The 26,184-nt window shown below is 63.2% G+C and carries 28 protein-coding genes; 11 read left to right on the plus strand and 17 right to left on the minus strand.

Translation table 11 applies throughout. The features are described 5' to 3' along the window. Position 1: 1 nt before the first annotated feature. The 4 genes from ACJA3S_RS06520 to ACJA3S_RS06535 form a co-directional block, all read right to left on the minus strand. On the minus strand, positions 2-796 hold the full coding sequence (locus tag ACJA3S_RS06520; protein ID WP_406821222.1) for an ABC transporter permease: 795 nt from the start codon (positions 794-796) through the stop codon (positions 2-4). Next, positions 786-1,637: an ABC transporter permease subunit gene (locus ACJA3S_RS06525; RefSeq protein WP_170028764.1), complete on the minus strand. Its 852-nt coding sequence runs from the start codon at positions 1,635-1,637 to the stop codon at positions 786-788. Before ACJA3S_RS06525 ends, ACJA3S_RS06520 begins: the two co-directional genes overlap by 11 nt. After that, entirely contained in the window at positions 1,634-2,440 is an 807-nt protein-coding gene (locus ACJA3S_RS06530; RefSeq protein ID WP_406821223.1) for an alkaline phosphatase family protein, read from the minus strand. The genes ACJA3S_RS06525 and ACJA3S_RS06530 overlap by 4 nt, the downstream gene beginning before the upstream one ends. A gap of 144 nt (positions 2,441-2,584) precedes the next feature. Further along, entirely contained in the window at positions 2,585-3,649 is a 1,065-nt protein-coding gene (locus ACJA3S_RS06535) for an ABC transporter substrate-binding protein (protein ID WP_406821224.1), read from the minus strand. A gap of 327 nt (positions 3,650-3,976) precedes the next feature. On the opposite strand from ACJA3S_RS06535, the gene ACJA3S_RS06540 reads away from it, so the two are divergent. Continuing rightward, positions 3,977-4,690 (plus strand): UTRA domain-containing protein, encoded by a 714-nt coding sequence (locus ACJA3S_RS06540; protein ID WP_406821225.1) that lies wholly within the window; start codon positions 3,977-3,979, stop codon positions 4,688-4,690. A gap of 203 nt (positions 4,691-4,893) precedes the next feature. On the opposite strand, the gene ACJA3S_RS06545 is transcribed toward ACJA3S_RS06540, so the two are convergent. Further along, positions 4,894-7,050, minus strand: a complete 2,157-nt coding sequence (locus ACJA3S_RS06545) for a mechanosensitive ion channel family protein (RefSeq protein ID WP_406821226.1) — start codon at positions 7,048-7,050, stop codon at positions 4,894-4,896. 44 nt (positions 7,051-7,094) lie between these two features. Continuing rightward, a complete protein-coding gene (locus ACJA3S_RS06550; RefSeq protein ID WP_170028769.1) occupies positions 7,095-7,262 on the minus strand; it encodes a hypothetical protein in 168 nt (55 codons plus the stop codon). A 213-nt stretch (positions 7,263-7,475) separates the two neighbouring features. Here ACJA3S_RS06550 and ACJA3S_RS06555 point away from each other — a divergent pair, with 213 nt between their 5' ends. Together ACJA3S_RS06555 and ACJA3S_RS06560 are read left to right on the plus strand one after the other, a co-directional pair. Then, positions 7,476-7,835 carry a hypothetical protein gene (locus ACJA3S_RS06555; RefSeq protein ID WP_406821227.1) on the plus strand — a complete coding sequence of 120 codons (360 nt, stop codon included), beginning with the start codon at positions 7,476-7,478 and terminating at the stop codon, positions 7,833-7,835. A 114-nt stretch (positions 7,836-7,949) separates the two neighbouring features. Further along, the gene (locus ACJA3S_RS06560) at positions 7,950-8,732 is read left to right on the plus strand and encodes a hypothetical protein (protein ID WP_406821228.1); all 783 of its coding nucleotides are present in this window, start codon (positions 7,950-7,952) and stop codon (positions 8,730-8,732) included. On the opposite strand, the gene ACJA3S_RS06565 is transcribed toward ACJA3S_RS06560, so the two are convergent. The 5 genes from ACJA3S_RS06565 to minC form a co-directional block, all read right to left on the minus strand. Beyond that, positions 8,708-9,997: a M18 family aminopeptidase gene (locus tag ACJA3S_RS06565; protein WP_170028772.1), complete on the minus strand. Its 1,290-nt coding sequence runs from the start codon at positions 9,995-9,997 to the stop codon at positions 8,708-8,710. The genes ACJA3S_RS06560 and ACJA3S_RS06565 overlap by 25 nt on opposite strands. 300 nt (positions 9,998-10,297) lie before the next feature. Then, entirely contained in the window at positions 10,298-10,933 is a 636-nt protein-coding gene (locus ACJA3S_RS06570) for an RluA family pseudouridine synthase (RefSeq protein ID WP_406821229.1), read from the minus strand. A gap of 154 nt (positions 10,934-11,087) precedes the next feature. Beyond that, complete coding sequence (gene minE / locus ACJA3S_RS06575) at positions 11,088-11,342, minus strand: cell division topological specificity factor MinE (RefSeq protein ID WP_003252572.1); 255 nt, start codon at positions 11,340-11,342, stop codon at positions 11,088-11,090. 3 nt (positions 11,343-11,345) lie between these two features. After that, on the minus strand, positions 11,346-12,158 hold the full coding sequence (gene minD / locus ACJA3S_RS06580) for a septum site-determining protein MinD (RefSeq protein WP_019097102.1): 813 nt from the start codon (positions 12,156-12,158) through the stop codon (positions 11,346-11,348). A 101-nt stretch (positions 12,159-12,259) separates the two neighbouring features. Further along, positions 12,260-13,018, minus strand: a complete 759-nt coding sequence (gene minC / locus ACJA3S_RS06585) for a septum site-determining protein MinC (RefSeq protein WP_406821230.1) — start codon at positions 13,016-13,018, stop codon at positions 12,260-12,262. Positions 13,019-13,129: 111 nt separating this feature from the next. On the opposite strand from minC, the gene ACJA3S_RS06590 reads away from it, so the two are divergent. Both ACJA3S_RS06590 and ACJA3S_RS06595 read left to right on the plus strand, forming a co-directional pair. Then, complete coding sequence (locus tag ACJA3S_RS06590) at positions 13,130-14,065, plus strand: lipid A biosynthesis lauroyl acyltransferase (protein WP_170028775.1); 936 nt, start codon at positions 13,130-13,132, stop codon at positions 14,063-14,065. A gap of 148 nt (positions 14,066-14,213) precedes the next feature. Beyond that, positions 14,214-15,362 (plus strand): patatin-like phospholipase family protein, encoded by a 1,149-nt coding sequence (locus tag ACJA3S_RS06595; protein WP_406821231.1) that lies wholly within the window; start codon positions 14,214-14,216, stop codon positions 15,360-15,362. 55 nt (positions 15,363-15,417) lie between these two features. Here the strand turns inward: ACJA3S_RS06595 and ACJA3S_RS06600 are convergent, their stop codons facing one another. Beyond that, a complete protein-coding gene (locus ACJA3S_RS06600; RefSeq protein ID WP_406822215.1) occupies positions 15,418-16,161 on the minus strand; it encodes a VacJ family lipoprotein in 744 nt (247 codons plus the stop codon). A gap of 73 nt (positions 16,162-16,234) precedes the next feature. Then, positions 16,235-17,533, minus strand: a complete 1,299-nt coding sequence (locus ACJA3S_RS06605; RefSeq protein WP_406821232.1) for a serine/threonine protein kinase — start codon at positions 17,531-17,533, stop codon at positions 16,235-16,237. 190 nt (positions 17,534-17,723) lie between these two features. Here ACJA3S_RS06605 and ACJA3S_RS06610 point away from each other — a divergent pair, with 190 nt between their 5' ends. After that, complete coding sequence (locus ACJA3S_RS06610; RefSeq protein ID WP_406821233.1) at positions 17,724-18,101, plus strand: hypothetical protein; 378 nt, start codon at positions 17,724-17,726, stop codon at positions 18,099-18,101. 123 nt (positions 18,102-18,224) lie between these two features. Here ACJA3S_RS06610 and ACJA3S_RS06615 read toward each other — a convergent pair whose 3' ends face one another. Beyond that, on the minus strand, positions 18,225-19,793 hold the full coding sequence (locus tag ACJA3S_RS06615) for a beta (1-6) glucans synthase (RefSeq protein ID WP_406821234.1): 1,569 nt from the start codon (positions 19,791-19,793) through the stop codon (positions 18,225-18,227). A 196-nt stretch (positions 19,794-19,989) separates the two neighbouring features. Here ACJA3S_RS06615 and ACJA3S_RS06620 point away from each other — a divergent pair, with 196 nt between their 5' ends. From ACJA3S_RS06620 to ACJA3S_RS06630, 3 genes are all read left to right on the plus strand, one after another. Further along, on the plus strand, positions 19,990-20,850 hold the full coding sequence (locus ACJA3S_RS06620) for a glycine betaine ABC transporter substrate-binding protein (RefSeq protein WP_406821235.1): 861 nt from the start codon (positions 19,990-19,992) through the stop codon (positions 20,848-20,850). 242 nt (positions 20,851-21,092) lie between these two features. Beyond that, positions 21,093-21,404, plus strand: coding sequence for a DUF485 domain-containing protein (locus ACJA3S_RS06625; RefSeq protein ID WP_406821236.1), 312 nt, complete (start codon positions 21,093-21,095; stop codon positions 21,402-21,404). Continuing rightward, positions 21,401-23,065, plus strand: coding sequence for a cation acetate symporter (locus tag ACJA3S_RS06630; RefSeq protein WP_406821237.1), 1,665 nt, complete (start codon positions 21,401-21,403; stop codon positions 23,063-23,065). Before ACJA3S_RS06625 ends, ACJA3S_RS06630 begins: the two co-directional genes overlap by 4 nt. Before the next feature lie 55 nt (positions 23,066-23,120). Here ACJA3S_RS06630 and ACJA3S_RS06635 read toward each other — a convergent pair whose 3' ends face one another. After that, on the minus strand, positions 23,121-23,273 hold the full coding sequence (locus ACJA3S_RS06635) for a DUF3309 family protein (protein ID WP_003252624.1): 153 nt from the start codon (positions 23,271-23,273) through the stop codon (positions 23,121-23,123). A 212-nt stretch (positions 23,274-23,485) separates the two neighbouring features. Between ACJA3S_RS06635 and ACJA3S_RS06640 the strand changes: the two genes are divergently transcribed. Together ACJA3S_RS06640 and csrA are read left to right on the plus strand one after the other, a co-directional pair. Further along, positions 23,486-24,295, plus strand: a complete 810-nt coding sequence (locus tag ACJA3S_RS06640; protein WP_406821238.1) for an SDR family oxidoreductase — start codon at positions 23,486-23,488, stop codon at positions 24,293-24,295. Positions 24,296-24,415: 120 nt separating this feature from the next. Further along, the gene (gene csrA / locus ACJA3S_RS06645; protein ID WP_406821239.1) at positions 24,416-24,595 is read left to right on the plus strand and encodes a carbon storage regulator CsrA; all 180 of its coding nucleotides are present in this window, start codon (positions 24,416-24,418) and stop codon (positions 24,593-24,595) included. A gap of 19 nt (positions 24,596-24,614) precedes the next feature. On the opposite strand, the gene ACJA3S_RS06650 is transcribed toward csrA, so the two are convergent. Both ACJA3S_RS06650 and ACJA3S_RS06655 read right to left on the minus strand, forming a co-directional pair. Beyond that, positions 24,615-24,842 carry a YheU family protein gene (locus ACJA3S_RS06650; RefSeq protein ID WP_051099660.1) on the minus strand — a complete coding sequence of 76 codons (228 nt, stop codon included), beginning with the start codon at positions 24,840-24,842 and terminating at the stop codon, positions 24,615-24,617. 81 nt (positions 24,843-24,923) lie between these two features. Then, on the minus strand, positions 24,924-26,108 hold the full coding sequence (locus tag ACJA3S_RS06655) for an osmoprotectant NAGGN system M42 family peptidase (protein WP_406821240.1): 1,185 nt from the start codon (positions 26,106-26,108) through the stop codon (positions 24,924-24,926). Positions 26,109-26,184 lie beyond the last annotated feature (76 nt).

The following is a 26,184-nucleotide window of genomic DNA, read 5'->3' on the forward strand; positions in this document are numbered from 1 at the left end:
GTCAGGTCTTGTCCTTGTTCAAGCGGTTGGCGACCCAGGTCAGTACCAGCACGAAGGCGAAGTACGAGATCACCAGCGCGCTGTTGAAATGGCCGCTGCTGTTGCGCATGTTGTTCAGGTACACCTGCAAGGTCTCGTAGCGCGTGCCGACCAGCAGGTTGGCAAACACGAATTCGCCGAACAGGAACGAAAACGACAGCAGCAGGGCTACCAGCAGGCCCTTGCGCAAATTGGGCAGCACCACCAGCAGCGCCGCCTGCCAGGTACTGGCACCGAGCAGTTGGGCGGCGTCCATCAGGTCGCGCAGGTTGATCGCCTGCAGGTTGTTGGTGATGGCCCGGTACATGAACGGCAGGGCGATGGTGAAATAGCAGCCGATCAGGATCCACGGCGTGCCGACCATCGCCATGGGCCCGCTGCCGTACAACTGCAGCAGCCCCACCGAGGACACCACCGGCGGTACCGCGAACGGCAGCAGGATGAGGATGTTCATCAGCGCGTCGAGCCTGGGGAAGTGGTAGTGCACCACGAACAGCAGCGGCAGGATCAGCACCACCGACAGCAGCAGTGCACCCACGCACACCAGCAACGACTGGGCAAAGGCGGCCAGAAAGCGCGGCTCGCTCCACAGCGCCAGGTACCACTTGAAGGTCAGCCCGCTGGGCAGCAGGCTGGCCGACCAGCTGGTGGCCAGCGAGTAGAGCAGGGTGCCGGCCAGAGGCAACAGCAGGATGAGGAACAGCAGGTAGACCACGGCGCGGTGGTACCAGCCGCCGGAGCGCGTGTCAGCGTGCATGGTAGCTCCTTTTCAGCAGCCATTGGTGCACCACCGTGACCAGCGTCATCAGCCCCACCAAAACCATGGCCAAGGCGCTGGCCAGGTTGGGGTCGAGGCTGATGTCACCGGCCACCAGGCCAGCGATGCGGATCGGTAGCACGTTGAAATTGCCGGTGGTCAGCGCGTAGACGGTGGCGTAGGCACCGAGGGCATTGGCCAGCAGGATGACGAAGGTGCCCAGCAGTGCCGGGGTCAGCACTGGCAGGCCGATGTGCCGCCAGAACTGCCAGTGGCTGGCACCCAGCAGCGCGGCCGACTCGCGCCAGTCTTCACGCAGGGCGTCGAATGCCGGGTACAGCAGCAGTACGCCAAGCGGGATCTGGAAGTAGGTGTACACCAGGATCAGCCCGCTTTTCGAGTAGATGCTGAAGTCTTCCAGCAGGCCGGCCTGCTTCAGCAGCAAGGTCAACGCGCCGTTGAAACCGAGCAGGATGATGAAGGCGAAGGCCAGCGGCACCCCGGCGAAGTTGCTGGTCATGTTGGCGAAGGCGCTGACGAAGTCGCGCAGCTTCGAGTCCACCTGGCGTAGCGAGTAGGCGCCGAGGGTGGCAATGACGATGCCGAACAGGCTCGACCAGAAGCTGATCTCCAGGCTGCGCTGCAGGGCCTGCAGGTAGAACTTCGAGGCGAACACCTTGCTGAAGTTGGCCACGCCCCAGCCCGCTTCCGATTGCAGGCTGTTGATCGCCACCCAGGCCAGCGGGGCGATCTGGAAGATGACGAAGAACACGGCGAACGGTAGCAAGCAGAGCAGGGCCAGGTAGCGGCCACGGTTGCTGCTGCGCTTGGGGGCAATCACTTCAGCAACTCCCGGCAGACGCTCTTGTCATGCGGCGCACCCAGCAGCTCGCAGATGGTCCCGCACAGTTCGGTCTGCAGCGGCTTGGCGGCCGGGTCCAGGCTGAACGCATCGCCGAAGACGAACAGCGGTACTTCGCGCTCCTCGGCGAGCAGGCCGTTGTGCGAGCGGTCATTGTTCATGCCGTGGTCGGCGGTGACCAGCACCTGGTAGCCCTCGGCGAGCCAGGCCGGCAGGTAGTCGGCCAGCAGGATATCGGCGCTGCGCGCGGCGTTGCGGTACTGGCTGCTGTCCAGGCCGTGATGGTGGCCGACATCGTCGATGCTCATCGGATGCACCAGCAGGAAGTTGGGGGTGTGGCGGCGGCGCAGGTATTCGCCATCGGCCAGCAGGTGCGAATCGGGGTAACGGTCGTCCCAGTAGAACAGCCCATGCTGGATCGGCAGCTTGGGGGCGTGGGTGTGGCGGTCGCGCTGCGGGTCGAAGGGCGAGCGGTTGTACAGCTCGCTGATCCAGTGGTAGGCCGCCGCGGCAGTGCTCAGGTTGGCTTCGCGGGCGTAGTGGAACACGCTGCGCTGGCTGGACAGGCGGCTGACCTTGTTGTGCACGATGCCGCTGTCGATCGGCGGCACACCGGTGAGAATGCACTCGTACAGCGGCCGCGACAGCGATGGCAGCTCGCATTCCACGCGGTACAGCGCGGCGCGGTCAGCCTCGACATAGGCGTGCAGGTGGCCCATGGCATGGTGGGCGACCTGGTAGTTGAGGCCGTCGAGCAGGACCAGGATGACGTTGTGTTGCATGGTGGCTCCAGTCATATACGCGTTGGCTTCGTCGCGGGCTCGCCCGCTCCCACAGGTACTGCACAAGCCTCAACCCTGTAGAGGTCCTGTGGGAGCGGGCGTGCCCGCGAAAAGGCCGGATCAGGCACTGCAAAAGCTAGCCATTTACTCCATCTCGATGATCACTTGCTCCTGCCACATCTGTGGCAGCTTCTTCGAAGTCGCTTCCCAGGCTTCGGCATTCTTGATCGGCTGCGCCGCCTGGTACTGCTCGTTGGGCAGCAGCTTGGCCTGGACATCGTCCGGCAGCTTCAGGTGCTCGGCACGGATCGGCCGCGCATGCCCTTTGGCCAGGTTGATCTGCCCGGCATCGCTGAAGATGTACTCGCGCGTCAGCTTGGCCGCGTTCGGGTGCTTGGCGTACTTGTTGATGATGGTGGTGTAGCCGGAGATTACCGAGCCGTCCGACGGGATCAGCACTTCGAAACGCTTGGGGTCGATCTGTTCGCGGTAGCTGAGGCCGTTGAAGTCCCATACCACGCCAACTTCCACCTCGCCCTTCTCCAGCGTCTGGATGGTCGGGTTGGCCAGCGACAGGCGCTTCTGCTGGGCCAGTTTGGTGAACAGCTGCAGGCCCGGCGCCACGTTGTTCTCGTCGCCCTTGTAGGCGATGGCCGCTGCCAGCACGCCGTTGGCGGCCTGGGCGGCGGTACCGACATCGCCGATGGCGACCTTGTACTTGCCTTTTTCCAGGTCATGCCAGGTTTTCGGGCGCTCGCTTTCCTTGACCAGGTCCTTGTTGATGATGAAGGCGATGGTACCGGTATAGGCCAGCGCCCAATGGCCGTCCTGGTCCTTGGCCCAGGCCGGTACCTGCTCCCAGGTGCTGGGCTTGTAGGGTTGGCTCACGCCCTTGGTCACGGCGATCGGGCCGAACGCGGCACCGACGTCGCCGATGTCGGCGCTGGCGTTGTCCTTCTCGGCTTCGAACTTGGCAATTTCCTGGGCCGAGCTCATGTCGGTGTCGCTGTGCTTGAGCCCGTACTTGCTGGCCAGGTCTTCCCAGGTGCCTTTCCAGTTGGCCCAGGCATCGGGCATGCCCACGCTGTTGACGTTACCTTCCTTGCGGGCCGCGTCTTCCAGGGCCTTGAGGTCGGTACCGGCGGCCATGGCCGTGGTGCACAGGGCGATGGCCGAACCGAGCAGTGACGCCATGAAGAACTTTTTCATCCGAAGCTCCTTTGGGTGAGTGCCTTGCGAATCGTTGTTATGAGTAAAGCCGTTGCCTGAGACCCTTGGTCTAGGTCAGCAAACCTTGAGCCAAGGTAGGCTGCTTGCGTGACAATTTGATGTAGGGCGAAGCCCGCGCAGGTGTAAGCGGGTTCCTGGCAATACAGCGTAGACCATGGCCAGCCCCCGGTTTTGCGGGGCTGGCCCGATTCTGGCAGTGCGTCTGGTGCAGCTTTGTCACAGGATGTTCATCAGCCCTGCCTAGGCTTGCACTATTCTCCAGATGCCCCGTCATGGGGCTGGACTAGTCCAGATAGGTAACCTTTGATGCAGTCGATGCCTCCGCGTGCGGTAACAGCCATCTGCCATGCCTTGCAGGAGCAGATCGAGCACGGCCTGTTGGCGCCGGGCGGCAAGCTGCCGGCGGAGCGCAGGCTCAGCGAGGTGTTCGACACCACCCGCATCACCTTGCGTGAAGCGTTGGTGCAGCTGGAAGCCCAGGGGCTGATCTACCGTGAAGAACGGCGCGGCTGGTTCGTCGCGCCCGAGCGGCTGACCTACGACCTGATCCAGCGCAGCCACTTCCACGCCATGGTGCGTGACCAAGGGCGGGTGGCCAGTACCGAATTGCTCTCCGCGCGGCTGCAGCCAGCCTCGGCCGCGATTTGCGCGCGCTTGCAGTTGCCAGCGTTATCCAGTGTGGTGCGCATCTGTCGGTTGCGGCGGATCGACGGGCGGGCGGTGCTGTATGCCGAGCATTACCTCAACCCGCGGTATTTCCCGGCGATCCTCGAACAGGACCTGGCCCAGTCGCTGACCGAGATCTATGGGCGGGTGTATGGCATCCAGTATGGGCAGGTGTGCTTCGAGATCTGGCCGACGGCGTTGCCGGTGGAGGCGGCCAGTGCGTTGAAAGTGTCGGCGGGCAGCCCCGGCTTGCATATCACCCGGGTCAACAGCGACCAGCATGGACACCTGATCGACTGCGACCTGGAGTATTGGCGGCATGATGCCATCCGCATTCGTGCCCAGGTGGGTTGACCATGGTTTTTGGGGCTGCTGCAGGAGCGGCCTTGTGTCGCGATGGGGCGCGAAGCGACCCTAGGCTCTGTGTGAAAAGCCTTGATACTCGGTGATGCTGCGTTGAAAACAGCCTCGGAATGCTCATTTACAACCCGTAAACTCCGCTTCCTCGGCTGTTTTCGCCTTGCCTGACCTTCGTCTCAAGACTTTTCACACAGACCCTAGTTCGATACGGTGTTGCCATCCGCCATCGTGCCACCTGCCGCCGTCACCACCTGCACCGACAACCGCGGCGTCGCCAGGTCCAGCCCCGCTTCATCCAGCTGCCGCTTCAACGCCAGGTTGAACGCCCGCGACACCTCCCACTGCTTGATCGGCGCGGTCTTGAACCGCGCCCGCAGGATCGCCGAGCCCGACTCGAAGCTTTCCACGCCCTGCAGCTCCAGCGGCGACCAGATATTGCGGCGCATCAGCGGGTCGTTGCGCAGCTTCTGCCCCACCTCGCGAACCAGGCTGATCGCCTGGTCGATGTTCATGCTGTGCGGGATCGCCACGCGGAAGATCGCGTAGCCGAACTCGCGCGAGTAGTTCTTGATGCTCTTGATCTCGCTGAACGGGATGGTATGCACGATGCCGTCGATATCGCGCAGGCGCACGGTGCGGATGGTCAGCCCTTCGACCGTGCCCAGGTGGCCGCCGACATCCACGTAGTCATCGATGGCCAGCGAGTCTTCGATGATGATGAACAGCCCGGTGATCAGGTCGGCCACCAGCGATTGTGCGCCAAAACCGATGGCCAGGCCGATCACCCCGGCACCGGCCAGCAGCGGGGTGACGTTCATGCCCATGTTGGCCAGGGCGACGATGACCGCGATGATGAAAATGACCACGAACATCACGTTGCGGATCAACGGCATCATGGTTTGCGCACGGGCGTTGGCCAGGCCCCGGCGTGAACGCACCAGGGCGTGGTGCACGGCAGTGTCGGCGAGAATCCACACCAGCCAGGCGACAATCAGCGTGCCGGCCAGGCCGAGCAGGCGCAGGCTTATGTCGTGGCCTTCGCCTTCGGCGAAGCTGATCATCGACAGGCCCCACACGCGCAGGCCCAGCTCGATGAACACCAGCCAGATGAACAGGTGCACCAGCAGGTAGGCAAAATTGCGCAGGCGTTCGGCGTACACCGCCTGGCGCTTGGTAGCCCGCTTGGGGTTGGCGGCATGGCGGCGTACCAGGCCGTTGAGCACCATGCACACCACCATCAGCACGGTGCACATCAGCGACTGGCGCAGGGCGGTGCTGGTGTCGCCGGCGGAAACGAAGGTGGCGAACAGCGAGATGGCCACCAGGATCAGCGCCGGCACGAACCAGAAGCTGCCGAGAATTTCGATGGTGTCGCTGAGGGTGCGCCGGGTCAGGCGCCGTGACAGCGGCTGGTTGCGGATCAGGTGGGCAATGGGCCGGCGAAAACGCAGGATGAACAGCCCGGTGCACAGCGCCGCAATCACGTTGGCCAGGGTCGCCAGGGCATGCGCCAGGTGGGTGCCGAGGGCGACCGTCAGGCGGGGGTCGCTCATCGCCTCGCCGAATGCGGCGAAACTGCCGATCAGCCACAGCGGGCGGAATGCCTGGTGGCGCAGGATGTACAGGGCGCGGTGGCGGTGCGGGCCGTCGAGCAGTGAAAAGGCGATCACGCAGATCGCCGAGAAGCAGGTGCCCACCACCAACGCATAGGCCAGCACCATGGCCAGCGATTTGCCCAGCGACGGCGGCAGCACGAAGCTCAGGTAAACGGTAAACACCAGCGCCACCAGCCACGGGCCGAGTTTGCGCAGGGCAAAGCGCACCAGGTCCCAGGTGCGGGGATGCTGCGGCAGCTCCTCGCTCAAGCCAAAGCGCAGGCGTACCCGGTGGCCAACCCAGTTGAAGGCATAGGCCAGCACACTCCATACGGCGATGACTGCCGCGAAGCCGAACAGGATGGCCGGCCACTGGTGCACCGGCACCACCAGCTCGGCCAGTTCGGCCTGGGCCTGTTCGATTTCCGCAGCCCAACGGTGGAACGGGCTGGCATCGCCGCTGAACTGCTTTTCGAGGTCATGCAGGGCGCCGCCGATCAGGCCGAGCACGCCTTGTTCGACGTTGGGTTGCGATTGTTGGGTGGCATCGCGCAGCTTTTTCAGGTCGGCCAGCAGCTTGGCCCGCTGCTGGTCGTTTTCCAGGTTCTTGATCACCTCGTCCAGCGACTTGCCCAGCGGTTCGCTGGCTTGCGCTTGCGCGGGCGCGCTACCGCCAAGCAGGCCAGGCAGGCCGGCGGCTTGTACCGGCGGGAGGAACAGCAACAGCAGCAGGAACAGGCAACGCAGGAAGGCGGGCACGGGCAAAACTACCTCAGGTCAAACGATTGACCGAGTGTAGAGGTTTATGACGGCAGCTGCTCCAGGATCTTCCAGCAGGTGAGGCCAAAGATGCCCAGTGTGCCGACCCACATCATTACCACGCCGAGGTTGCGCTCGCGCAGGCTGAAGCCGACGGTCAGCAGCAACAGGAACAGGAACACCGGCACGAACAAGGAGAGGAACGGGGACATGGCAGTGGTCCTTCGGCTATGAGAGCGGTTGCGTTGAGTATAGTTCGCGCCGGGCTAAAGCGCGGTTGATCTGAATCACAGAAATTTTCAAGTAGGGTTTGTGGATTTTTCCTACATGTTTATCAGACCGACTTCCTACAAAGAATTTAGCGGTTCCGCCGATGGCTTGAAGGACACGTCGTATGTCTTTCACGTCATTTGGAGGAACGCTTCATGAAGCTATCAGTACTCGTTGTTTTTTCGATGGTAACGCTGACCCTCAGCGGATTTGCACAAGCACAGAACAACGTTGCAACCGTGACCGTCGATAATCAGACGGATTCGACTGCCCAGTTTACGTTTGAACATCTGGTGGGGACTGCCAATCCCATGTTTTCGGCTGTGCAGAGAAAACAAGCCAGCACTTCAAAAGTGACCAGTTATTCGCCCTGGTATCAGGCATGCGCTTCACCTACACGTCCGGGGCGAAGGCTTGTCGGTTTTCGGCTTCACACACCTCTGGCACAGGTAATACGCCTGTCTGGAACAAAGACGCTCGCTCCATTGGCTCATCCAGAGCGACGTGTTCGGTAGTTCTGCAGCGCGTGTCGGCGCAGCCACCTTACGATTACACCGTCAAGTTCACCATCCAGTAATCCTGACGGATATTGCTTCAAACGCTCGCGCACATTCCTTCTGGAGCACAGAATGAAAATTACTGGTATCCCTGCCAATATCTTGCCCCTGCGAACTTCCGTGGCCCCCGAGAAGACAGAGCCATTACCACGACCAGCCTCGACCAGTGTGAGACTGTCTGAAGAGGGGCGTGATCTGGCTGCGCGTGTGGATGAGACGAGAGCCAGCTATCAGCGTATCTATGGCATTCCAACGCTGGATGACCGCGTGAAAATAGAATACGACAGGGTCGGGCATGAAGTTTATGTCAAACGGCATTTGCCAGAGAGCTATTCTGCCGAACGCACCGAGTTATTCTACAAATCCGTGCAGTACATGGTTGACGTTGCGGATGGGAAATATCCGAAAAACAACCCGTTTGCCGGTCTGGGCAGAAATGCCCTGGTCGCCATACAGGAAGACGAAGGAAACTTTACCGAGATGGAGCGTGCGGCAGCCGGGCGTGCCAAGTACGAACTTGATCAGGCTTACTTCGGCCGAATCTTTGCTTACACCGATAGTACAAGGGACCTACGGGTTTTATTCAAGGGGTACCTCGACTACCTCGATAACCTTACGCCTGTAGAACGTCTTGCTTATCCGGATAACGAGCAAGCACTCGTGGCGGAACGGTTGGTACATGCCCAGAAGGAATCTGGCAGCCTCCCGGAAGACTTCTCGCTGTGGAAATACATCAACTGGGACCCCAAAGGCCGCCTCAACCTGGAAGCCCTGCTTGATCCGTCGAAAACAGAGCCCGCCCCGGCACTCGAGGCGGGCCCTGCCGAGGATCACGGCAGTTCGCGGCTGCGGTAGAACGCCGTCAGTACCTTCACCAGGTGCGCCAGGTCATGGCTGCCGCACAGTTCGCGAATCGAGTGCATGGCAAAGGTTGGCAGGCCGATGTCGACCGTACGTACGCCCAAGTGGCTGGCGGTGATCGGGCCGATGGTCGAGCCGCAGCCCATGTCGCTGCGCACCACGAAGCTCTGCACCGGCACCTCTTCGGCCATGCACAGGTGCCGGAAGAACCCGGCGGTTTCGCTGTTGGTGGCGTAGCGCTGGTTGTTGTTGACCTTGATCACCGGCCCGGCATTGAGCTTGGGCCCGTGGTTGCCGTCATGCTTGTCGGCGTAGTTGGGGTGCACGCCGTGGGCGTTGTCGGCCGACACCATCAGTGAGCGCTGGATCGTGCGCACGTAGGCATCGCCATCCGGCAGCAGGCGCTGCAGGGTTTGCTCGAGCATCGGGCCGTCGGCGCCGCAGGCCGAGCAACTGCCGACTTCTTCGTGGTCGTTGCACACCAGCACGCAGGTTTCATCGCTGTCTGCGGTCAGCAGCGCCTGCAGGCCGGCGTAGCACGACAACAGGTTGTCCAGGCGGGCGCCAGCGATGAAGTCACCGTTCAGGCCGACCAGCGCGGCATCCTGGGTGTCATAGAAGCTCAGCTCGTAATCCAGTACCACATCGGCGATCAGTTCATGCTCGCGGGCCAGCTGCTCGGTGAGCAGGGCGCGGAAGTCGATGCGCTCGTCACCGGCCACCTGGGCCAGGATCGGCGGCAGTTCGTTCTGCGGGTTGATCGCCCAGCCTTCGTTGGCGGTGCGGTTGAGGTGAATGGCCAGGTTGGGGATGATCGCGATCGGCAGCTTGAAGTCGATCAACTGGCTTTCGACCTTGCCGTCACGGCGATAGGTAACCCGGCCAGCCAGCGACAGGTCGCGGTCGAACCATGGCGCCAGCAGCGCGCCGCCATACACTTCGACGCCCAGCTGCAGGAAGCCCTGGCGCTGCAGCTCGGGCTGCGGTTTGACCCGCAGGCACGGGCTGTCGGTGTGCGCGCCGACCATGCGGATGCCGTTCAGCAGCGGCGCTTGCTTGCCCAGCTTGATGGCGATGATCGACGAGTCGTTACGGGTGAGGTAGTAGCGGCCGCCAGGCACGGTGGCCCAGCTGTCGCGTTCGTCCAGGCGCTGGTAGCCGGCAGCTTCCAGGCGCTGGGCCAGGCTGGCGGTGGCGTGGAAAGGCGTAGGGGAGGCCTTGAGGAAGTCGATCAGGCCAGAATTCAGTGCGTCGCGCATAGCTCACTCCAGACAGCAGTGGCGCGAGTTTAGCGTATTAGGTCGACGAATTGTGCTTGCCGCTTCGCGGCCGAAGCCGCTTCCACAGGCATCGTACCGCTCTCGAGGGCTGTAGGCTCTGTACGAAAAGTCTTGAGACGCAGGTCAGGCAAGGCGAAAACAGCCGAGGAAGCGGAGTGTACTGGGGTACATGAGCATTCCGAGGCTGTTTTCAACGCAGCATGAACAAGTATCAAGGCTTTTCGTACAGAGCCTAGGAACGGCTTCAGCCGCGAAGGGGCCGGTGCAGGCAGCACAAAATCAGAACGGCGCCGGGCACTCGAACTTCATCCGCGCCCCGGAAACCGGGTGGGTAAAGCTCAGCATCGACGCATGCAGGCACAGCCGCTCATGGGCCGCCAGTGCCTCGGGGTTGGCATACAGGCGGTCGCCCAGTAGCGGGTGCCCGATGGACAGCATGTGCACGCGCAACTGGTGCGAGCGCCCGGTGATCGGCGTCAACTCGACCCGGCAGTAGTCGCCACAGCGCTCGATGATGCGCCAGAAGGTCAACGCATGCTTGCCCAGCTGGTGGTCCACCACATGCCGTGGCTTGGTCGGCGGGTCATAGCGCAGGGGCAGGTCGATGCTGCCGCTGTCCAGCGCCGGCTGGCCCCAGCACAGTGCGGTGTAGGCCTTTTCGGTTTCGCGGTCGTGGAACTGGCGCGACAGCTCGCGGTGGCTATCGGCATCGCGGGCCAGCAGGATGATGCCGGAAGTTTCCCAGTCCAGGCGGTGCACGATCAGCGCATCGGGGTAGCCGTTTTGCTGCAGGCGGGTGATCAGGCAGTCCTTGTTGTCCTCGGCACGGCCCGGTACCGACAGCAGCAGGGTCGGTTTGTTGATCACCAGGATGGCGGCGTCTTCGTGCAGGATCTGGATGTTGGACAGCGGCATTGCGGGGTCTCTGTTGAAACGGGGGAAAGCCATTGGGGCCGCTTTGCGGCCCATCGCGACGCAAGGCCGCTCCTGCACGGGGGGAGGCATTCCCGGCAGGGCGGCCTTGCGTCGCGATGGGCTGCACAGCAGCCCCAATGGCTGATTGCGCGGATCAGCGATCCGGCAACGTGATGTTCAGTTCCAGAATCGAGCAGCTGCCCTGGTTTTCCAGTTCGATATGCACGTCATCGTTGCCGATGTTCACATACTTGCGGATTACTTCCAGCAGTTCCTTTTGCAGCGCTGGCAGGTAGTCCGGCTCGCTGCGTTGGCCGCGCTCGTGCGCCACGATGATCTGTAGACGCTCTTTCGCTACCGACGCGCTGGTCTGTTTCTGTCTGCCACGAAAGAAGTCAAAAAGGTTCATGGTTTACTTGCCTCCAAACAGGCGCGCGAAGAATCCTTGCTTCGGCACTTCGATGAACCGCAGGGGCTTCTCTTTGCCCAGCAGACGGTCGACGGTATCGCTATAGGCCTGGCCGGCATCGCTCTGGTCGTCGAGGATGACCGGGATACCCTGGTTGGAAGCCTTCAGCACGGCCTGGGATTCGGGGATCACGCCCTTGAGCTTGATCGCCAGGATCTCTTCGACGTCGGCGATGCTCAACATTTCGCCCTTTTCCACGCGCTCCGGGTGGTAGCGGGTGATTAGCAGGTGTTCCTTGATCGGCTCTTCGCCGTTCTCGGAGCGGCGCGACTTGCTCGACAGGATGCCCAGCATGCGGTCGGAGTCACGTACCGAGGAAACCTCGGGGTTGGTCACCACGATGGCTTCGTCGGCGAAATACATGGCCAGGTGCGCACCTTTCTCGATGCCGGCTGGCGAATCGCAGATGACGAACTCGAAGTCTTTCTTCAGCTCCATCAGCACCTTTTCCACGCCTTCCTGGGTCAGCGCGTCCTTGTCACGGGTCTGGCTGGCCGCCAGCACGTACAGGTTTTCCAGGCGCTTGTCCTTGATCAGGGCCTGCTGCAGGTTGGCTTCGCCGTTGACCACGTTGACGAAGTCGTACACCACGCGGCGTTCGCAGCCCATGATCAGGTCGAGGTTACGCAGGCCTACGTCGAAGTCGACAATGACAGTCTTGTGGCCACGCAGTGCGAGGCCGGTACCAATGGCGGCGCTGGTGGTGGTCTTGCCCACACCCCCCTTGCCGGAAGTAACCACGAGAATCTTGGCCAAGGTGTTTCACCCCTAAAATAATCGGGACGCAAGTCCCTGCAAAAATACAAATAATTGGCAACGACAAAAAAAGTTGCACTAAAAATGCTGGCAAGTATCCGTTAAAGACGGGTGATGTTCAACACGTCGCCAGACAGGCTGACTTGCACCCCGGTGCCCCACAGCGGGTCGCGGCGCAGGTCTTCGCAAACCTTGTACTGGCCGGCGATGGAGACCATTTCGGCGGTCATCTGCTGGCAGAAGATACGCGCCTTGGTATTGCCCTTGATGCCGGCCAGGGCGCGGCCGCGCATGGCGCCGTACACATGGATATTGCCATCGGCCAGAAGTTCCGCCCCCGGGCTGACCGAGGCGGTCACCACCAGGTCGCCGCCCTGGGCGTAGATCTGCTGGCCGCCACGTACCGGCGCGGTGATGATGCGGGTCGGGCGCACCTCGGGCTCGAGGATCGGCGGCGGCACCGGGGCCGGCTCGGGCTTCTTCACCTCGGGCTCGGGCTCCAGCGGCCGTTCGCGGGCACCCGACGGCGGCAGCACCGGCAGGTCGATGGCAATGGCGGCGGCAATGTCCTCGATACGGCTGGCGCGGATGGCCAGGGTGCGCAGGCCGTGGTGGCGGCAGATCCGCATCAAGCCAGGCAGGTCGATTGCGCCCACGTCGGCCGGCAGCTTGTCCAGCGCCAGCACCAGCGGCGTGTTGCTGAAGAAGTTCGGTGCCTGGGCGACTTTGGCCGCCAGCTGGCGGTCAAGGGCCTCAAGGTCATTGCGCGCCAGTTCCAGTACGGTAATGGCAAGCATGCTGCCCTTGAGCTGGAACACGGTGGCGGAGTCGGGTGTGTGGTTTGGGCTCATGGTCTGCATAGACGGCTTGTTGCGAAAAAAGTGCCCTGACTTATAACGATAAGACCGGTTGCCCGCAACATGCGCTGATCCGTTGTAGAATGCGCGGCCTTTGTCTTTCCGGAAGCTTCAATGGAACGTCCGCGTTTTCGTCCCTATTTCCTTCACCCTCGTTTCTGGGGCCTGTGGCTGGGCCTGGGCCTGTTGTGGCTGGTGGTCCAGCTGCCGTACCGGGTGCTGTTGAAGGTCGGTGCCGCATTGGGGGCGGTGATGTACCGCTTTGCCGGTGAGCGGCGGCGCATTGCTGCGCGCAACCTGGAGCTGTGTTTCCCGGAGCTGTCGGTCGACGAGCGGCAGCGTTTGCTCAAGGCCAACTTCGCCTCCACCGGCATCGCCTTCTTCGAAATGGCCATGAGCTGGTGGTGGCCCAAGGCACGGCTGGCGCGCCTGGCGCATGTCGAGGGGCTGGAGCACCTGCAGGCCGCCCAGCAGGCGGGGCAGGGAGCGATCCTGATGGCGGTGCACTTTACCACCCTGGAAATCGGCGCCGCGCTGCTGGGCCAGCAGCACACCATCGACGGCATGTACCGCGAGCACGGCAACCCGTTGTTCGATTTCATCCAGCGCAGCGGCCGCGAGCGGCATAACCTCGATTCGCTGGCCGTGGAGCGCGAGGATGTACGCGGCATGCTCAAGCTGCTGCGCTCGGGCCGGGCGATCTGGTACGCACCGGACCAGGACTACGGTGCCAAGCAGAGCATCTTCGTACCGCTGTTCGGCATCCCGGCAGCGACGGTGACCGCCACCACCAAGTTCGCCCGCCTGGGCAAGGCGCAAGTGATTCCGTTCACCCAGAAGCGCCTGGAGGATGGCAGCGGCTATCGTCTGGTGATACATCCGCCGCTGGCCGACTTCCCCGGTGAAAGCGAAGAAGCCGACTGCCTGCGTATCAACCAGTGGGTCGAGCGCGTGTTGCGTGAATGCCCCGAGCAGTACCTGTGGGCGCATCGGCGTTTCAAGTCGCGACCCGAAGGGGCGCCGCGGCTGTATGACAAGAAGAAGCGCTGAGCCTGCTATGCCTGTGCCGGCCTATTCGCGGGTAAACCCGCTCCCACAGGTTCTCCACAGGCCTTGAAAGCTATGCAATACCTGTGGGAGCGGGTTTACCCGCGAAAGGGCCGGCACTGACAGCACATCAACTCCAGGAAGGACTCGTATGGCCCCACCCCCGGTAACCGGTCTTATCCTTTCTGGCGGCGGCGCCCGTGCCGCCTACCAGGTCGGCGTGCTGGCCGGCATCGCCGAGCTGTTGCCCACGGCCGCGCCCAACCCGTTCCCGGTCATCGTCGGCACCTCTGCCGGCGCCATCAACGCCGTGACCCTGGCCAGTGGCGCGACGCACTTCCATGACACCGTGCAGAAGCTGACGGCGTTCTGGCAGAACTTCCGCAGCCACCTGGTCATCCGTAGCGACTGGCCTGGCGTGGTCCGCCAGGCCAGTCGCTTCGTTGCCCACAACCTGCTGGGCCTGGGTGGCCCGGCACCGGTGGCGTTGCTCGACAGCAGCCCATTGCGCAAGCTGCTGCAGGCGCACCTGAACCTGGACGGGATCGCCCATTCCCTCGCTGCCGAACAATTGCGCGCCGTCGCGGTGACCGCGTTCGGCTATGAGTCCGGCCAGGCGGTGACCTTCTACCAGGGCCGCGGCACCATCGAGGCCTGGCTGCGTCACCGTCGCATCGGCATGCCGGCGCCTTTGACCATCGATCACCTGTTGGCCAGCGCGGCCATCCCGTTGCTGTTCGCTCCGGTACAGCTCGGTGATGAGTATTACGGTGATGGCGCAGTACGCCAGTCGGCGCCGATCAGCCCGGCCCTGCACCTGGGCGCCAGCCGCGTTCTGGTGGTCGGGGTCAGCGGCAACCCGCAGCGGCCAGCGCCGCCCTTGCCGGCCCAGCGCATATTCAGCGGGCAGCAGCCGAGCCTGGCGCAGATCGGTGGGCACATGCTCAACAGCACGTTCATCGATAGCCTGGAAGATGACATCGAACTGTTGCAGCGCCTCAACCACCTGAGCCGCCTGTTGCCGGCGCACCTCGATGCCCGGCGCCTGGGGCTGGCACCCATCGACGTGCTGGTGGTGGCGCCCAGCCAGCCGCTGGACGAGATCGCCGCACGCCACCGGCGCGAGTTGCCGGCGGCGTTGCGCGTGTTCCTGCGCGGGCCGGGGGCGACCCGGACCAGCGGCGCGGGGGTGTTGAGTTACCTGCTGTTCGAGGCCAGCTATTGCAGCGAGCTGATCGAACTGGGGCGCAGGGATGCCTTGGCCAAGAAGCGCGAGTTGTGCCAGTTCCTCGGTATCTGATGCTGCCTGTTCAAGCCCTGTCGCCGGCAAGCCGGAGACAGCGGCGAGACCACGGTTATTCGGCTATCTGCAGCTTGCGCGCCTGGGTGTACACATAGCGCACCTTTTCATACTCGAACGGCGAGTTGAGCTGGCCGTAGCGGAAGTTGGTGGTATAGCGCTTGTCGACCACGCGCAGGGCGAAGATTTCCGGGTGGTCGCTGCTGGCTTCGGCCACGTTCAGGTAGTTGATCGCCTGCTCGCCGGCATAGTCCACCACCAGCCCGCTGGTGTCGCGCAGGTTCGACGGCCCCAGCACCGGCAGCATCAGGTAAGGGCCGTCCGGCACGCCATAGAAGCCCAGGGTCTGGCCAAAGTCCTCGCTCTGGCGCGGCAAGCCCATCTTGGTCGCCGGGTCCCACAGCCCACCGACGCCGATGATGGTGTTGAACATCAGCCGTGCAGTGATCTCCGCCGAACGCTTGGCCTTGAGCTGCAACACGCTGTTGAACAGGTTCGGCACATCGCCCAGGTTATTGAAGAAGTTGCTCACGCCAGTCCGCACGAAGCGCGGCGTGACGTACTGGTAACCGCTGACCAGCGGCAGCAGGACCCATTGGTCGAGGCGGTAGTTGAAGTGATAGATGCGCCGGTTGATCGACTCCAGCGGGTCGTACACGTTCAGCGCTTCCAGGGTGGAGCGCTCGAACTCGCGCTGGTCCAGCCCCGGGTTGAATTTCAGTTCGCGCAGCGGGTCGGTAAAACCATCGGCTTCCGGCGCCAGCGGCGCGGCGCTCACCTGCGGGTCGGCCTCGATCACGCTGGCCCGCGGGGCGGTCTCGGCAGCCAGGGCATGGCCGGCGGCGAACAGGGCAGTGGCGAGGAGGAGTTTGTTAACCACGGAAGAACTCCAGCATGGCGTCACTGTTGACGCGGTAATTGAGGTTGCCGCAATGGCCGCCGTGCGGGTAAAGGGTCAGGCGGTCGCCGAACACCTTGCGCAGGAAACCGATGTCGCCCGGGCCGAGGATGACATCGTCGGCGTTGTGCATCACGGCGATCTTGTCGCTGCCGCGCAGGTAGTCTTCCAGGGCATACAGGCTGACCTGGTTGACCAGCTGCAGGATGCTGTTGCCGTCGGTGCGGGCGCGCCACATGGGGATGACCTGCTCGGTCATGTAGCAGTCGAAGTCGCACTGCAACGCGCGCTTGAGGAACGGCGTGAGGCTGCTGCCCTCGGTAATCGGGAACTTCGGCGGAATGATCAGGCCGCGGCGGTTGATCAGGTCGGAGGTGAAGGCGATGTCGGCTGCGGAGAAGCGGAACGACGTGCCGATCAGCATGGCCATCTGTTCGTTGGACAGGTGCTGGCGCGACTGCTGGAAGTCGTACAGCAGGGCTTCATTGAGGTCGATGTAGCCCTTGTCCTGGAAGTAGCGGGTCAGCTTGGCCAGCATCAACTCGTAGAAGGTGGTGCTGCGGTCGATGCCCTTGACCTGGGTTTGCACCAGTTTGTCGAGGTTGTTGATCGAGGTGTACAGGTTGACCGGTGGGTTCAGCAACAGCACGCGCTTGAAATTGAAGCTGCGGCGGGTTTCATCCAGGTGGCTGACAAAGGCGGCATCCAGTGCCCCCAGGCTGTAGCCGGTGAGATAGAACTCGCTGACCGGCAGGCGCGGGTGCTGGGCACGCACGGCCTGCATCACCCGGTACATGTCTTCGGCGTCTTCCTGGCTGACGCCGGGGGTGGCGAAGCGTGAAGCGGCGCTCATGAAGTCGTAGCTGGTGGGTGAGGACAGTTGCACCACGTGGAAGCCGGCCTGGTAGAACAGCTTCTTCAGGTATTCGTTGATGCTGCTGGTGTAGGGCGCGCCAGTGCCGGCAATGATGAAGATCAGCGGTGCTTCACGGTCCTGGCGGGCCAGGCGGTACTTGAGCTTCTTCACCGCCCAGAAGTTGTCGGGCAGGCTGAACTCGCGGTCCGGGCGCAGGTTGAGGCTGTAGTCGGACTGGCTGATTTCGTCGTCGCCGGGCAGGCTGGGGCGCTGGTCCGGCGGCGTGGTGGCGATGGTTGCCTCGAACGGGTTGGTCAAGGGGTAGCCATAGCTCGCGGCGTCGATATCCCGCGCCGAAGCGGCCACAGCCAGGAGCAGGCCGCCAAGCAAGGCAGCGAGGCGCAAAGATCGAAGCATGTAATCCCCCAAAAGAACGCAAGGTCGAGCAGTGTGCAGGCTAGGACCACGGCGGGCCGGGCAAAGTTGCCAAGCGTGGTGGCCTTTTGTGTACTGGTTATCTGCAACATAGCTGCAGGGTTGTGATTTTGCCTTACAACAAGCCATAAGCGATCATGGATGCTTTCGATTACCGCTATTGGAGAACTGGATGTCTCGTTCGCTGCCGGCTGCGTTGCTTGTGCTGGTTCTGGGGCTTTGGCTTGCTGCCAGCTATGGCGTGCGCTATGGGCTGATGGAGGACGCGCGGTGGGTAGGGCTGTGCACGGTGCCGGCGGCTTACTGGCAATGTGAGGTGCGGTCGTTGCTGGGGCTGGGCATCCATCATCAGGTGCTGGCCTGGGGCGGGCTTGGGCTGGCGCTGCTGGCGCAGGTCATCGGCGGCCGTCGTGGCTGGTGGCTGGCGCTGCTCGGGCTGGTCTTCGCGGTGCCGGCGCTGGTGCTGTACACCGCCAGCATTGCAACGTTTGCGCTGGTACTGGCGGGGTTGCGCTTGGTGCGAAACGCTGGGGCCACGCCGTCCCTGTAGGAGCGGCCTTGTGTCGCGATGGGCTGCGCAGCAGCCCCGGCAATCTTGAGTCGTAGTCGAGATCCCGGGGCCGCTTTGCGGCCCTTTCGCGACACAAGGCCGCTCCTACAGCGATAGTTGTTTTCAGGCCTTGCGCGTAATCCGCAAGCTCCGCCACAACGCCGCCGTCATCAGCACGCTGACCAGCGCCCACAGCCAGGCCTGCTGGTTCTGCAGCCCCTCCACGAACAACTGCGGCGCCACCCCGGCACCCACGATGAGCGCCAGCAACGCCACTTCCGCCCGCCGCGCCGCTACCGGCCACAGCGCAAACACCAGCGCCGGCAAGGCCAGCGCTGCGCTGGGGAAGCTGCGATAGCGTGGGTCGAACACCATTGCCAGCATGCTCACCGCCGCGGCAAAGCCCGCCACCAGCAGCAGCCAGCCCGCGCGTGCCTGCAGCCAGGCGAACAGGCGCTCGCGCCAACCGGCGCGCCGTGCCAGGGCCAGCACGGCATGGGCCAGCACCAGCAGGTTCAGCCCCGCCAGCAACAGCGCCCACAGCCATTCCCCGGCAAACCGCGCATGGGTGCGCATCAACTCGCCCCACAGCCCCAGGCAACCTGCGCCAAACGCCGCCAGCAGCGGTAGCAGCAGGGCGCTTGCCGGTGTAGTGGGGCGCCCGGCAAACACCAGCATGGCCGCCGCCAGCAGCGCACTGGCCAGCAACCACCGCGGCCAGTGCGGCAAGTTGCTCACTGGCCCTTCGAGCACGCCCTTGTCCTGCCGGTCGGCATCGTAAAGCCCCCAGTAACCGCCGACCGCCCCTTCGTTGGCGCGCTTCCAGGGCTGGTCGAATGCCTCGATCAGGTTGTAGTGCCAGCCGTTGCTTTCCGCCAGGGCGACGAAACCGCGGATGAAGCGCGCCTCGTTGACCCGGCTCGGTACCGCGGTCTCGCGCTGGCGGCCTTCGCTGGGCCAGCCGGTTTCGCCGATCAATATGTCCTTGGGCGCGAAGCGCGTGCCGAATACCCGGCGCACATCGGCGACGTGGGCCAAGGCTTGATCGATACCACGCGGGTCATCCTCCCAGTACGGCAGCAGGTGTATGGTGAGGAAGTCCACCGCTGGCGCCACTTGCGGGTGCTGCAGCCAGAACTCCCACACATCGGCATAGGTCACCGGCACCTTTACCTGGCTTTTCACCCGGGCGATCAGCGTCGCCAGTTGTGTACCGGTGACTTCCTTGCGCAGCAGCGTCTCGTTGCCGACGATCACCGCGCTGACCACGTCGGGGTTGGCGTTGGCGGCGGCGATCAGCAGCTCGATTTCCTTCTCGGTGTCGGCCGCGTGAGCGTTGACCCAGGCGCCGAGCATCACCTTCAGCCCATGTTTGCGGGCCAGCGCCGGGATTGCCTCAAGGCCGGTCATCGAATAGGTGCGGATGCACTGAAAACGCTCGGCGAGCAATGCCAGGTCGGCGTCCATGCGTGCCGGGCGCAGGCGGAACGGCCGGTCGTAGGGCGACTGGTCCTTGTCGAACGGTGTGTACGAGGCGCATTGCAGCTTGTGCGTCGGGCTGGCGGCATCGGGCAGCTGCACCGGCTTGCCGAGCCCGTACCAGAGCCCTCCCAGGCCCAGCAGGGCAAGCAGGCAGGCAAACAGGTACAACGGCAACAGCAGGCGGGTAGAGCGGGGCATCGGGCGGTCCATCGTCAGGTGCAAAAGGCTAGATAGTAGCCTGACGCCAAACCTTTGGCATGCAAAGATCGCGCAGGTCGGCACTGGCGGATGGCGCTAATGGCATAGTGCTGTCGCATATGGGCGGGTACAGGTCGCACGTGGAGCAGGTCGCCCGGTGTGGCAGGAAGATGATGCAATCTCCTAGACCTGACGAGGGGATGCTTTGATGGCTGCTTTGAGAAAAATGCGACGTTTCCTGGGTGTGGGCACCGCCCTGGTGATGGCCATGAGCGCTGCACAGGCAATGGCTAAAGAAGTAAGCATTGGTTACGTGGATGGTTGGGCCGACAGCGTGGCAACCACCAACGTGGCCGCCGAAGTGATCAAGCAGAAGCTCGGCTACGACGTCAAGCTGCAGGCTGTGGCCACCGGGATCATGTGGCAGGGCGTGGCCACCGGCAAGCTCGATGCCATGTTGTCGGCCTGGTTGCCGGTGACCCATGGCGAATACTGGGCCAAGAACAAGGACAACGTGGTCGACTACGGCCCGAACTTCAAGGACGCCAAGATCGGCCTGATCGTCCCCGAGTATGTCAAGGCGGTGAGCATCGCCGACCTCAAGACCGACGACAGCTTCAAGCAGAAGATCGTCGGCATCGACGCCGGCTCCGGCGTCATGCTCAAGACCGAGCAGGCCATCAAGGACTACGACCTGACCGGTTACAAGCTGCAGGCCAGCTCCGGCGCGGCGATGACGGCAGAACTGGGCCGTGCCTACAACAAGCAGCAGTCGATCGCGGTGACCGGCTGGGTACCGCACTGGATGTTCGCCAAGTGGAAGCTGAAGTTCCTCGAAGACCCGAAAGGCGTGTACGGCGCTGCGGAAACCGTGAACAGCATCGGCAGCAAGGAACTGGCGAGCAAGGCGCCGGAAGTGGCGGAGTTCCTGAAGAAGTTCAGCTGGCAGTCGAAGGACGAGATTGGCGAGGTGATGCTGGCGATCCAGGAAGGGGCCAAGCCTGAAGCGGCGGCCAAGGACTGGGTGGCCAAGCACCCTGAGCGGGTGAAGGAGTGGACCGGCAAGTAACAACCCGTCAGGGCCAGTTTTGCTGCTTCGCGGGCACGCCCGCTCCCACAGGAACTGCACCGACTTCAAGGGCAGCGAAAATCCTGTGGGAGCGGGCGTGCCCGCGAATGGGCCTTCACTTTGTTACGCAACTGGTAAAACACCATTGCATCTAAGACTAAGGTCGTCTGGTTGGCGTCCGACAGCCGCATAAAGTAGGGGTCGTGGGTTCCACCCCTATCTGTGCTGCTAGGACAAAAACAATGAACGACAGCATTTACCTCTCGATACAAAACAGCCCCCGTTTCAAGGAGCTGGTCACCAAGCGCGAACGATTCGCCTGGATACTCTCGGCGATCATGCTCGGCCTGTATTGCGCCTTCATCCTCCTGATTGCCTATGGTCCCCAGCTGCTGGGCGCCAAGCTCAGCCCTGAGTCATCGATTACCTGGGGCATTCCCCTGGGCGTTGGCCTGATCGTCTCGGCATTCGTGCTGACCGCCATCTACGTGCGCCGCGCCAACGGCGAGTTCGATGAGCTGAACAAGGCCATCCTGAAGGAGGCGCAACAATGATTCGTCATGCCAAAACCCTGGCCGTACTGGCCTGCGGCGCCTTCGCACCCGCCGTGTGGGCCGCCGATGCCCTGACCGGCGAGGTGCAGAAACAACCGCTGAACGTTTCCGCCATCGCCATGTTCGTGGCGTTCGTCGCCTTCACCCTGGGCATTACCTACTGGGCCTCCAAGCGCAACAAGTCGGCCTCTGACTACTACGCCGCCGGTGGCAAGATCACGGGCTTCCAGAACGGCCTGGCGATTGCCGGTGACTACATGTCGGCAGCCTCGTTCCTGGGCATTTCCGCGCTGGTATTCACCTCGGGCTACGATGGCCTGATTTACTCGATCGGCTTCCTGGTCGGTTGGCCGATCATCCTCTTCCTGATCGCCGAACGCCTGCGCAACCTGGGCAAGTACACCTTTGCCGATGTGGCCTCGTACCGCCTCGGGCAGAAGGAAATCCGCACCCTGTCGGCTTCCGGTTCGCTGGTGGTGGTAGCCTTCTACCTGATCGCCCAGATGGTCGGTGCCGGCAAGCTGATCGAGCTGCTGTTCGGCCTGGACTATCATGTGGCGGTGGTCCTGGTGGGTATCCTAATGTGCCTGTACGTGCTGTTCGGCGGCATGCTGGCCACCACCTGGGTACAGATCATCAAGGCGGTGCTGCTGCTGTCCGGGGCCAGTTTCATGGCGCTGATGGTGATGAAGCACGTGGGCTTCGACTTCAACACGCTGTTCTCCGAAGCGATCAAGGTGCATGCCAAGGGCGAAGCGATCATGAGCCCGGGCGGCCTGGTCAAGGACCCGATCTCGGCCTTCTCGCTGGGCCTGGCGCTGATGTTCGGTACCGCCGGCCTGCCGCATATCCTGATGCGCTTCTTCACCGTCGGTGACGCCAAGGAAGCGCGCAAGAGCGTGCTGTATGCCACCGGCTTCATTGGCTACTTCTACATCCTGACCTTCATCATCGGCTTTGGCGCCATCCTGCTGGTCAGCACCAACCCGGCCTTCAAGGACGCCGCCGGCGCCCTGCTGGGTGGCAACAACATGGCTGCGGTGCACCTGGCCAATGCCGTAGGCGGCAGCGTGTTCCTCGGCTTCATCTCGGCGGTGGCCTTCGCCACCATCCTGGCGGTGGTTGCCGGCCTGACCCTGGCGGGTGCCTCGGCGGTGTCCCACGACCTGTACGCCAGCGTATGGCGCAAGGGCAAGGCCAACGACAAGGACGAGATCCGCGTGTCGAAGATCACCACCGTCGCCCTCGGCGTACTGGCGATCGGCCTGGGCATCCTGTTCGAGAAGCAGAACATCGCCTTCATGGTCGGCCTGGCGTTCTCCATCGCCGCCAGCTGCAACTTCCCGGTACTGCTGCTCTCGATGTACTGGAAGAAGCTGACCACCCGCGGTGCCATGATCGGCGGCTGGCTGGGCCTGGTGAGTGCAGTGACGCTGATGATCCTCGGCCCGACCATCTGGGTACAGATCCTCGGCCACGAGAAGCCGATCTACCCGTACGAGTATCCGGCACTGTTCTCGATGCTGATCGCCTTCATCGGTATCTGGTTCTTCTCGATCACCGACAAGAGCAAGGCTGCTGAAGACGAACGTGCGCTGTTCTTCCCGCAGTTCGTGCGTTCGCAGACTGGCCTGGGGGCATCGGGCGCTGTTTCGCACTGATCCTCACGGCAATGAAAAAACCGCGCTTCGGCGCGGTTTTTTCATGTCTGCGGCGCTAGATCATGCCTAGCAGCAACAACACCAGCAGGATCACCAGCACCACGCCGATGATGCCGGACGGGCCGTAGCCCCAGCTGCGTGAATGTGGGAAGACCGGTAAGCCACCAATCAACAGCAGAATCAGGATGATGATCAGAATCGTGGTCATGACGGAGTCCTTGCGTGGTTGGGGGTCAAGGGCCTCGGACTGCTGGCCTCTTGTAAATTGGGACCGACGCCGCTTGGGAAAGATTCCATTGGTGTACGGACAGTGCTGGCCACGGGCGCATGCTGCCCCATTCACTACCCTGATGAACCCTGCCGTTGCCCAGGCCCTTGTTTAGACTCCAGTCACTCTTCTTGCAAACAAGGCCAGCCACCATGCAAAACCGCATCATGATCACCGGCGCCGGGTCCGGCCTCGGTCGCGAGATCGCCCTGCGCTGGGCGCGCGAGGGCTGGCGCCTGGCGTTGGCCGACGTCAACGAAGGCGGCCTGCGCGACACCCTGGCAGGCGTGCGCAAGGCCGGCGGCGACGGCTTCGTCCAGCGCTGCGACGTGCGTGACTACAGCCAGCTCACCGCCCTGGCCCAGGCCTGCAGCGAGCAGTTCGGCGGCATCGATGTGATCGTCAACAATGCCGGTGTCGCTGCGGGCGGGTTCTTCGCCGAACTGTCGCTGGAAGACTGGGACTGGCAGATCGCGGTCAACCTGATGGGCGTGGTCAAGGGCTGCAAGGCTTTCCTGCCGCTGCTGGAGCGCAGCAAGGGGCGCATCATCAACATCGCCTCGATGGCCGCGCTGATGCAAGGGCCGGGCATGAGCAACTACAACGTGGCCAAGGCCGGCGTGCTGGCCTTGTCGGAGAGCCTGCTGGTGGAGCTGCGCCAGCTCGAGGTTGCGGTGCATGTGGTGTGCCCGTCGTTCTTCCAGACCAACCTGCTGGATTCGTTCCGCGGGCCGAACCCGGCGATGAAGGCGCAGGTGGGCAAACTGCTGGAAGGCTCGCCGATCAATGCGGCGGACATTGCCGACTACATCCATCAGCAGGTCAGCGCCGGCGAGTTCCTGATCCTGCCCCACGAGGCCGGGCGCCAGGCTTGGCAACTGAAGCGCCAGGCGCCCGAGCGGCTGTATGACGAGATGGCCGACATGGCGGTGAAAATGCGCGCCAAAGCCCATTCCCGCTGATTGATCTGTAAGGAAAATTACCTAGAAATGTAGGGCGCTTCTGATTATCAGCGGAACTATTGAGTAGCCAAATGCCAGCAAGGCAGGCTCCGGTTTTCCCTTTCGCTGGAGGACTGGAGCATGTTGGTAATTGGACGCGAAGTGGGGCAGGTCATCATGATTGGCGATGACATTCGGCTCATGGTGGTGGAAACGCGGGACGGAATGGTGCGCTTTGGCGTGGATGCACCGCGCGAGGTGCCGGTGCATAGGGCCGAGGTGTACAAGCGCATCAAGGAGGCCAAGCCAGGCAAAGCCTGATGGTGCCTGCCCTGGCCTGCTAGTCGAGCAACTCGCGCGGCACATCATGCCTGGCCAGCAGCTGGCACTGCTGGCTTTCCGGGTCGAACAGGATGAACGCCTGGCCCTTGGCCAAGGCCTGGCGCACCCGCAGCACACGGGTTTCCAGCGGGGTATCGTCGCCGTTGTCAGTGCCGTCGCGGGTGACGAAGTCTTCGATCAGGCGGGTCAGGGTTTCGGCTTGCAGTTGGTCGTAAGGGATCAGCATGGTGGGCGGAGCCTAGGGAATTGATGGGCGCATGCTACGCGAAACACCTGGCCTTTTGGGGCTGCAACGCAGCCCTTGGCCTCAAGCCTTGTGACCGACCAGGCTATCCACCGCCGGCACCCGTGTATCGCTTTCCATCTGCGCATCATGCTCCAACTGGTGACTGAAGCGCTCCAACGAGGTATTGGCCGGCTGCGAGTCGCTGGCAAACACTGGCGGGCTGAGCAGGTACGCCGACAGCAACCGGCTCAGCGCCGCCAGGCTGTCGATGTGCGTGCGTTCGTAGCCATGGGTGGCATCGCAGCCAAATGCCACCAGCGCGGTACGAATATCGTGCCCGGCGGTCACCGCCGAATGGGCATCGCTGAAGTAATAGCGGAACAGGTCGCGGCGCACCGGCAGGTCGTGGTCGCCGGCCAGTTTCAGCAAGTGCCGCGACAGGTGGTAGTCGTAAGGCCCCGACGAGTCCTGCATGGCCACGCTCACGGCATGCTCGCTGGAAGCCTGGCCGGGCGCTACCGGGGCGATGTCGATACCGACGAATTCGCTGACGTCCCAGGGCAGCGCCCCGGCCGCACCCGAGCCGGTCTCCTCGGTAATGGTGAACAGCGGGTGGCAGTCGATCAGTGGCTGGCGGCCGCTTTCCAGCACTGCTTTGAGCGCCGCCAGCAGCGCGGCGACACCGGCCTTGTCGTCCAGGTGGCGGGCGCTGATGTGGCCGCTTTCGGTGAATTCGGGCAGCGGGTCGAAGGCGACGAAGTCACCGATGCTCAGGCCCAGCGCCTCGCAATCGGCGCGCGTGGCGCAGTAGGCGTCCAGGCGCACTTCCACATGCTCCCAGCTGATCGGCATCTGGTCGATGGCGGTGTTGAAGGCGTGCCCGCTGGCCATCAGTGGCAGCACGCTGCCACGAAACACGCCGGTGTCGGTGAACACGCTGACCCGGCTGCCCTCGGCGAAGCGGCTCGACCAGCAGCCGACCGGCGCCAGGGCCAGGCGACCGTTGTCGAGCAACTGGCGGACGCTGGCGCCGATGGTGTCGAGGTGGGCGGACACGGCGCGGTCCGGCGAGCTTTGCCGGCCCTTGAGCGTGGCGCGGATGGTGCCGCGACGGGTTAGCTCGAAGGGAATGCCCAGCTCCTCCAGGCGTTCGGCCACGTAGCGCACGATGGTGTCGGTGAAACCGGTGGGGCTGGGGATGGCGAGCATCTCCAGCAGCACGCGTTTGAGGTAGTCGAGATCGGGTTCGGGGAGTCGTTCGGACATGAGTACTCCTTGGAAATTGCATTGATTCTTCGCGGGCACGCCCGCTCCCACCGAGCCCCCACAAGTCTCAGGAATT

Origin of the sequence: Pseudomonas sp. KnCO4, from assembly GCF_045344305.1 — a bacterium.
Classification (GTDB): domain Bacteria; phylum Pseudomonadota; class Gammaproteobacteria; order Pseudomonadales; family Pseudomonadaceae; genus Aquipseudomonas; species Aquipseudomonas anuradhapurensis.